Source organism: Alcanivorax sp. HI0044, assembly GCF_001634945.1.
Genome location: NZ_LWEZ01000002.1, coordinates 1 through 7,437, shown reverse-complemented (window position 1 = coordinate 7,437; position 7,437 = coordinate 1). Strand labels below are relative to the sequence as shown.

The following is a 7,437-nucleotide window of genomic DNA, read 5'->3' as shown; positions in this document are numbered from 1 at the left end:
TCGGGGACATAGGTGATTTGCCCCGCCACATCCAGGAAAATCCCATAACCTACCGCGTTATGATTCTCATCCTTCTTGCTAAAACTGGGCTCTTTGACCAAGTTGACCTGATATCGCCTCTTCGGAGGAGAAATACCGTCCGACCACATTTCTTCCCAATCGACAACCTGACCCGGATCATCTGGGTCAGACATGCTTAGCGTGAATTCTACGGATTGGCCAGGGTCATTCAGACGCGAGAGGCTTTCCAGTTCCGGCGGTTTGTCGTTAATCGTTAACTCAACCGTAGCCCAGTCCGACGTATCTACAGGGTTAGCCCAATCCGAGCAATCACTTGCATTCCCAGAACATAGCCCTTCGCTATCCTGAAATCGATACAGGAAAGCAGTTTTTACCGGAGCGTTAGCGGTTGCACTACATACCGAATCAGCGAACGCAGGGCTGGGTCGTGACGGCTCATCAACCAATGACGGAGGCGTATAAAGAATAACACAGTCATCTGCTACATCCCCGTCATCAAAAACATCTGGATTCGCATCAATAATGAACTGCGGAATCGGATCGCCACAATGCAGGTCATAACCGTCGCGATTTTCATTATAGTACTGCCAAACAAAATCGATGGTCTCGACAACATCGTCACCATTCCCATCTTGGTACGTCAGTTCAAACCGTGTGGGATCCTCAGCACTCTGCACAAAAAACTCACCGGTTCCCACATATACAACAGGATCCGCGTCCGGATCATCAATCTTGGCACGCTCAAATTCGAATATGCCGTTTTTAAATATGACGGGATCAACGCTGTCATCCAGCAAAATAATTTCTGCTCCATCGCTGGCCAGATCATTATCTAAAAGATCTACGCTAGCGCGAAGCCCTGAAGAAACCGCATTACTGCCTTCGTCATCTCCAGCCGTTATCTGCTGGTACTCATAAGCACCAAGGTCACAACGTCCTCCCGCTGTTCGAGAAATTCCCCGCAAGTCAACAGACCGGCAGTTTAGAGGCGAGCTGGCACCCGCCGCCAGTGAGGCCTCATCATTGCCCGCATCTACCAGATCACCATTCGGCTCTATCGTCAGGTAGGGCGGAGCATAGTTAGTATTCGTTCCTGTACCCGGCTCATCGGTCAACATATCAGCAAGCTCTGCTACATCTACGTTTTCCAAATTCGTAGCGTCAGGATCATCACTCTTTGCCGCGCAAGCTGTAGAAGAAAAAGCATTATAAAAACTCTCTTCCAACTCTGCCGGCTCTGCTCCCACGCTTGAGGTACAAGCACCGCTATTGAAGTAGATGCTGTTCGACATTTTAACTTCAGCATCCGAACCATTCCCTAAATCGATCCCCGCATCATTATCCCGGAAGGTCGCATTCATAAGGTTGGCATTCACCAAACTATTGGTCAGATCGAGAGCCGCTCCGCCCTCGTTATCGAAAAAGGTACTATTGGCAATTTCAATCCGGCCTTTAGCAATATTAGCTTTCAGAACGCTGCCTGCGCCTGCCACCGTATTCCCGGCAAAGGTGCTGTCGACCATGGCGATTTCGATACTTTCCTCGTTCTGAGAGGTAGTAAACAGAACTCCACCGTTCGTCGCATGATTATCATGCACATAGGTTCGATTGAACGTCAGTAACTTCTTGTTGCCCGCATTACCGCGAACATAGACCACGCCACCGGACTCGTCTGCCTGATTTCCAGCAATCACAACCCTGTCAAAAATTATTGACCCGCCAGTCAGAATTGCCGCACCGGACCCGCTATCACCAGCGCCTTCCGCTCTTCCACCTTCCAACGTCAAATACTGGAAGGAGACTGTCGGGTGCGCGGACTGTGGGTTAATAGGCCGCACTTCGAAAAGTCGATGATCTCCCTTACCTATAATCTGCGTTACGGTGTCCTCGTCATCATCCGGATCATCAAGCACCCCCTTGCCCACAAGTTCCACGCTACTGTCAACAATCAAGGTATCTGCTAACTTGATCTCAATGGCAGGAATAAGAATACGGTCTGTTGAATTAGTGCCATAGGCGCAATCCGGGTTTCCGTCTCCAGAGGCATTCGCTAACGCTTCGCGCAAGGTGCAAATGCCATCGCCCTTGATGGCAGGCGATTGATCCTGGGCTTCAGGGCTTGGATTATCTGTATCCCCCACCACATCCACCACGATATCTTTTGCCAGCACAGGACCAGACAGCATGGTTATCAGCAATATCAGCGCTCGATTGTGGCGGCGCAGCATTCCCACCAAAACCAGCAACAGCAGCAGACCAGCGCCTTGGGCTCCAATGCTCTTTTTCTCCGTCAAGCCACTTGCGGGCTCTGATACCAAATTCGCAATATCATTAAAACCTCGCCCCGTATCGGTGCCACCCACAAAGGCGCTTTCACTCACCTGGTAACGTAGTTGGTCCACGCCATGGAAATTATCGGACGGGGTGTAGCGAATTTTCGGATAAAACCGGTCCACTTCACTGTCATCCACATCACTGGACAACTCTTCGCCATCGGTATCCAGGCGAATAATTTCAATCACGGCACTACCACGACCCGGTGTCGTAATGACGTCCAGACACTCCGGATAAGTCGAAGGATTGTCATAATCAAAACCAGACACTAAACCACAATCCACCCAAGTATCATTTCTGTCATTCTCGAGCACATCAGCGAGAACGGACTGACCACTGATCAAGGCAATTTCATCAGACTGGGCCGTCGCGCGTAGAAATTCCACTGCCCCAACATCACAACGCCCACCGGCCCCTGCACGGGCCTTCCCTCGGTTATCGTTGGTTTCACACAAATCTGTTGTTGCTGTTTCGGGGTTGCCCCGGTCGAGCAAGCTAGGGGCAAAGTCGTCACCTCCAACTCCATCCACACCAACTACGGCCAAAGGCAATGGATTCGGCAAGTAACCAGGATAGGGACCATCCAGCTCTTCCGCTGTCATCGGGTCACAACCGCCCTCCTCCGGGCCTCCTGCTCCCTCTGCATCAACCTCACAAGCGATGCCGCCTTTGCCTAGAAAAATATCTGACTGAGCCGTATTGGGGTTAACTGTCGCCCCCGTATCCATATTGTTAACACAGCCAGGATCATCGGTGATCACATACTCAATACGAGCAGCAGTGGGACGCGTGGTTTCTTCTTCCACAAGAGCGGTACCGTCACAGGCGCCCTCATTACCGACAACAACAGAATGCAGGATATGGGTGGTTGGTCCCTGTTCATCCAGGTCAACGTCAGGGTCAACAGGAATGCCTTCCAGGCTCAAGCCAATACCGTCATTGAAAGCGATAGTCATATTCAGCAATCCGGATGCGTAATTTTCCCTCTCAACCCGGATACCCCCACTGCGATTATTGGCCAAGGTACCGTTTGATAAACCAAACTGTACTTGCGGTTCGTCTTCCTCAACCCCTTCATCATCAAGTTCTGGTACAAAAGCAGCTATGTAAATAGTGGCGCTCTCTGCAGTCCAAGGATCAACCGCGTTTCCGGCCATGTAAAAACCGATGCCAGTAAAACCGCCACGAAAATCATCAGAGGTAGCGATGACAGCACCGTTTTCCCTGGCAACGTTATTCTCAAAGCGTCCTCCCTTCTCAAATGACAAGACGCCTTTCCCAGCCAGGTAAATCGCGCCCCCCTGTTTGGCGCAGCCATTCTGAAGCGTCATATTCTCAGCAATAATCACGGTACCCGAAGAACGTATCAGGCCGCCCTCGTCAACCGCTAGGGAATCCGTACAAACAAGTGGGTCGTCAGCATCGCTGGCAGGCCCCAAACGCATGTTTTTCACGGTAAGCGAGTTGCTTTCTTGAATGTTGAACAGGCTGGCAGGCCCAGCGCTCGGAGCAGGGGCCAGAGCCGGTAAATTATCCAGGTCAGGATCTTCAAAAGCCGCCAACGCCACAGTAAAGCTGACCTCACTTTTCAGCTTTATATCTTCCGAGCAGGGATCATCCGAACAGTCAACCGGCTGCTGAACTGGTTCGTCATCAGGATCATCCGGTTCAATAGTTTCAAACCGGACCTTCAAACCTCCACTAATTGGCAGCTCACCCTCACTAAGAAAGTAGGTTTCACCAGCAACCAATTTGATCGTGTTCGAACCTGTGCCTGCCTCACAGCCATCCACGGCAACTTGATAATTGCTTGCATAGACAGCCTCCCGCACAGAGCAAAGGCCATCTTTCTCAGCAAACCGCACCTCATAAGTCGATTCTTCACCGGCATCATCGACACGCACGACCTCTTCGAATGCCACGTCCGAGGTGGTCTCGATATTGTAAGTCGTTGCATGGGAGGTGGCCGCAAAAATCAAGGCGCAGCCAGCAAGGCACTGCCGTAGCCCAAGGTGGCGCATTCTGTTCTCCTGCAGGCTTTGTGCCTGGCGTTATTGTTCTAATGTGGTTCTTGCGCTTTGTGATACACAAATATCTGCACCGTGTCGCCTGCCGAGCGTGCCACGAGGCGTGTAACCCAATGTTATAAAGCGCAATATATCGCCTATTCAGGTAGCGAACTGTTGTTTATTCGTTAAGCGCCCATTTTTACCACCCCAGCGCATCCTTGACAAAGGGAATCGTGACAGAGCGCTGTTGCGCCAGGGCCAGACGGTCCAGATCGCTCAATAATTCCATCAAGGCGCCAGCGGACCGCTCACTGCGCAAGACGATGTAATGGGCCACTTCCGGTTCCAGTCGCAAGCCCCGCGCCCTGGCTCTTTCCTGTAATAGCGCCTGTAAATCTTCGTCTTCCAGCGACATCAGCCGGTAGACCGGGCCCGCCGCCAAACGGGTAGCGAGATCAGGCAGCATCAAGCCCATTGCCCCCGGCGACGCATTGGCGGTGACCAGCAATCGTCCACCCAACGACATCAGCCGGTTATAAAGGTGGAACAGGGCTTCTTCCCAGGCAGGCAGGCCGGCAAACAACTGACAATCATCAATGGCCAGCAGCCCGAACTGTTCCATGGATTCCAGCACTTCCGGAACCAGTGGAATGATTTCGCTGGCAGGCAGTAGACAAGCATCCAGACCATTGTGCTGGGCCAGTCGCACTGCACCCTCCAGCAAATGACTTTTGCCCTGCCCGTTACCTGCCCAGAAAAACGCCTGCCGGTCGACACCTTCCACCGCCTCACGAAGCCCGGCAATGGCAGCGCCATTGGGACCCGCGTGGAAATTATCCAGGGCATTGCCCTCGCGAAGCTGCAGGGCCAGGGGAAGTTGCGCACTCATGGAATCAACGCCAGCAGTAATGCCATTGGGGCCCGGCCACCGCCGGATCCGGGCAGGCGCGCAACTGGGGAGACAGCTCCAGCAGGTTGCGCAACTGCTCGTCGCTGGCACTGAAATCCAGCCCAAAGGTCAGCGTAGTACCGGAGGCCTGTACCAGTGAGGCTCGACGCATCCCGCTCAGGCCCGCCAGAAATTGTTGTAACGTAAACCAGTCCTGCAGCTGGTCGACCTGATCCACCACCAGCAGGGTGCGCAAATCGCTTACTGCGCCTTTCACCGCATAGCGGGCGGCCAGCTGGTCGGTGACACGGTCGATCAACGCAGTCACGGCCTCCCCGTCGTTCGCCGTTTTCTCCCGGCCGTCTTCCAGAGTGCTTTTGTCTTTCAGGACTCGCCAGCTCACCGTGGCCGGCTCACCCTGATACAGCACAGCAGCAGCAATCAGCTCATGGGGGTAGCGGCTGGAGGCGTCACGCAATTGCTGATCGAAACGGCCACGGATGTCTGCCACGTTCAAACGCCCCTGATCCTCGCTATCCCACTTCGGGATGACGAGGGTCAGGCCACGTCGCTGGGCTTGCGCAACCAACTGCGCATAAAGCGGGTGACCGTCCACCACCATCTCGCCGCGGCCTGCGCCCTGCTCCACCAGCCAAAGCAGCACCCTGGGCCGAGGCATCCCCCACACCGATGCGCCCTGCTCCGCCATGAAGGCCATCAGGCCATTCACGTCATAACGGGCCTGCAAGGCACTGCTGCCATCATCCAGCGTGTTGTAATCGTAGCGGGTCACCCAGCGATCCAGCCGTGAAGCGGCTTCACTAGCCACCGCCTCATTGAGTACATCCCGCTGCCCGCTCAGACGCACCAGCATCTGCTCCAGGCCCTCAGCCAACGCGTCCTGCCGCTGCTCGTCGCCACGGCCATCCACCGGCACCTGCACTGTATCCAGCGATTCTGCCTGGGCCAGCAGGCTCCATCCCAACAACACGGCCAACAATCCAATAAAACGCATGGGCGCTCATTCCAACCGAAAATTCAAGCGCGCTATTATCACCTATTCACCTCAGCCACGCGAACCCGTTTCCGGCAAATTACAGGGCAAATCCCTGAGCGAAGCGACCTTATCTGTCGGACGAAACCCGCTTTCCCTGAGTTTAACGCCCCAAGGCGTCACGCAGAGGTTCCCCAGCAGGCAGGCCCGTTGCTAGAATACGCGCCTTCACCAACCCGGAGCCCCCCATGACCGAACAGAAACGGCCACTGACGTACCGTGACGCAGGTGTCGATATCGACGCCGGTAACGAGCTGGTTAAACGCATCGCCCCAGTTGCCAAGCGGACCCGTCGCCCGGAAGTGCTGGGCGGTCTCGGCGGTTTCGGCGCCCTCTGCGAGTTGCCCACCAAGTACAAGAACCCGGTTTTGGTGGCAGGTACTGACGGTGTGGGTACCAAGCTGCGGCTGGCCATCGACCACAACCGCCATGAGAAAGTGGGCGTCGATCTGGTCGCCATGTGCGTTAACGACCTGATCGTGGGCGGGGCCGAACCGCTGTTCTTCCTGGATTACTACGCCACCGGCAAGCTGGACGTGGAGATTGCCACCAGCGTGGTCACCGGTATTGGCGAAGGCTGCGAACTGGCCGGTTGCGCCCTGATCGGCGGTGAAACCGCAGAAATGCCCGGCATGTATGAAGGCGAAGACTACGACCTGGCGGGTTTCTGCGTCGGCGTGGTGGAAAAAGACGGCGTACTGGATGGCAGCAAGGTCGAAGCCGGCGACAAGCTGATCGCTCTGGGCGCCTCCGGCCCCCACTCCAACGGCTACTCCCTGATTCGCCGTATCATGGCCCAGGCAGACACTGACATCGATCTGGACGGCAAGCCGTTGATCGAGCACCTGCTGGAACCCACCCGCATTTACGTGAAATCCCTGCTCAAGTTGATTGAACAGGTGCCTGTCCACGCCATGGCACACATCACTGGCGGTGGCCTGCCAGAAAACCTGCCGCGGGTGCTGCCGGACAACGTCCGTGCCGTGATCGACACCAAAAGCTGGGAATTCCCGGCCGTATTCCAGTGGTTGCAGCAGGAAGGCCAGGTACCCGCCTTTGAGATGTACCGCACCTTCAACTGCGGCGTGGGCATGGTCATCGCTGTCCCCGCCAGCCACGTGGACGACGCC

General features: G+C 55.0%; 4 protein-coding genes. 1 reads left to right on the top strand and 3 read right to left on the bottom strand.

Annotated features, from left to right (window positions below; translation table 11 throughout):
* The 3 genes from A3730_RS00055 to A3730_RS00045 all read right to left on the bottom strand — a co-directional run.
* On the bottom strand, positions 1–4,376 hold a 4,376-nt coding region (locus A3730_RS00055; RefSeq protein ID WP_063537176.1), incomplete at its 3' end, for a choice-of-anchor Q domain-containing protein.
* A 187-nt stretch (positions 4,377–4,563) separates the two neighbouring features.
* On the bottom strand, positions 4,564–5,253 hold the full coding sequence (hda, locus tag A3730_RS00050; RefSeq protein ID WP_063518889.1) for a DnaA regulatory inactivator Hda: 690 nt from the start codon (positions 5,251–5,253) through the stop codon (positions 4,564–4,566).
* A gap of 4 nt (positions 5,254–5,257) precedes the next feature.
* The gene (locus tag A3730_RS00045) at positions 5,258–6,268 is read right to left on the bottom strand and encodes a DUF2066 domain-containing protein (RefSeq protein ID WP_063518890.1); all 1,011 of its coding nucleotides are present in this window, start codon (positions 6,266–6,268) and stop codon (positions 5,258–5,260) included.
* A gap of 227 nt (positions 6,269–6,495) precedes the next feature.
* Here A3730_RS00045 and purM point away from each other — a divergent pair.
* Positions 6,496–7,437, top strand: a 942-nt coding sequence (purM, locus tag A3730_RS00040; protein WP_063537174.1) for a phosphoribosylformylglycinamidine cyclo-ligase, incomplete at its 3' end; no start/stop codon positions are given.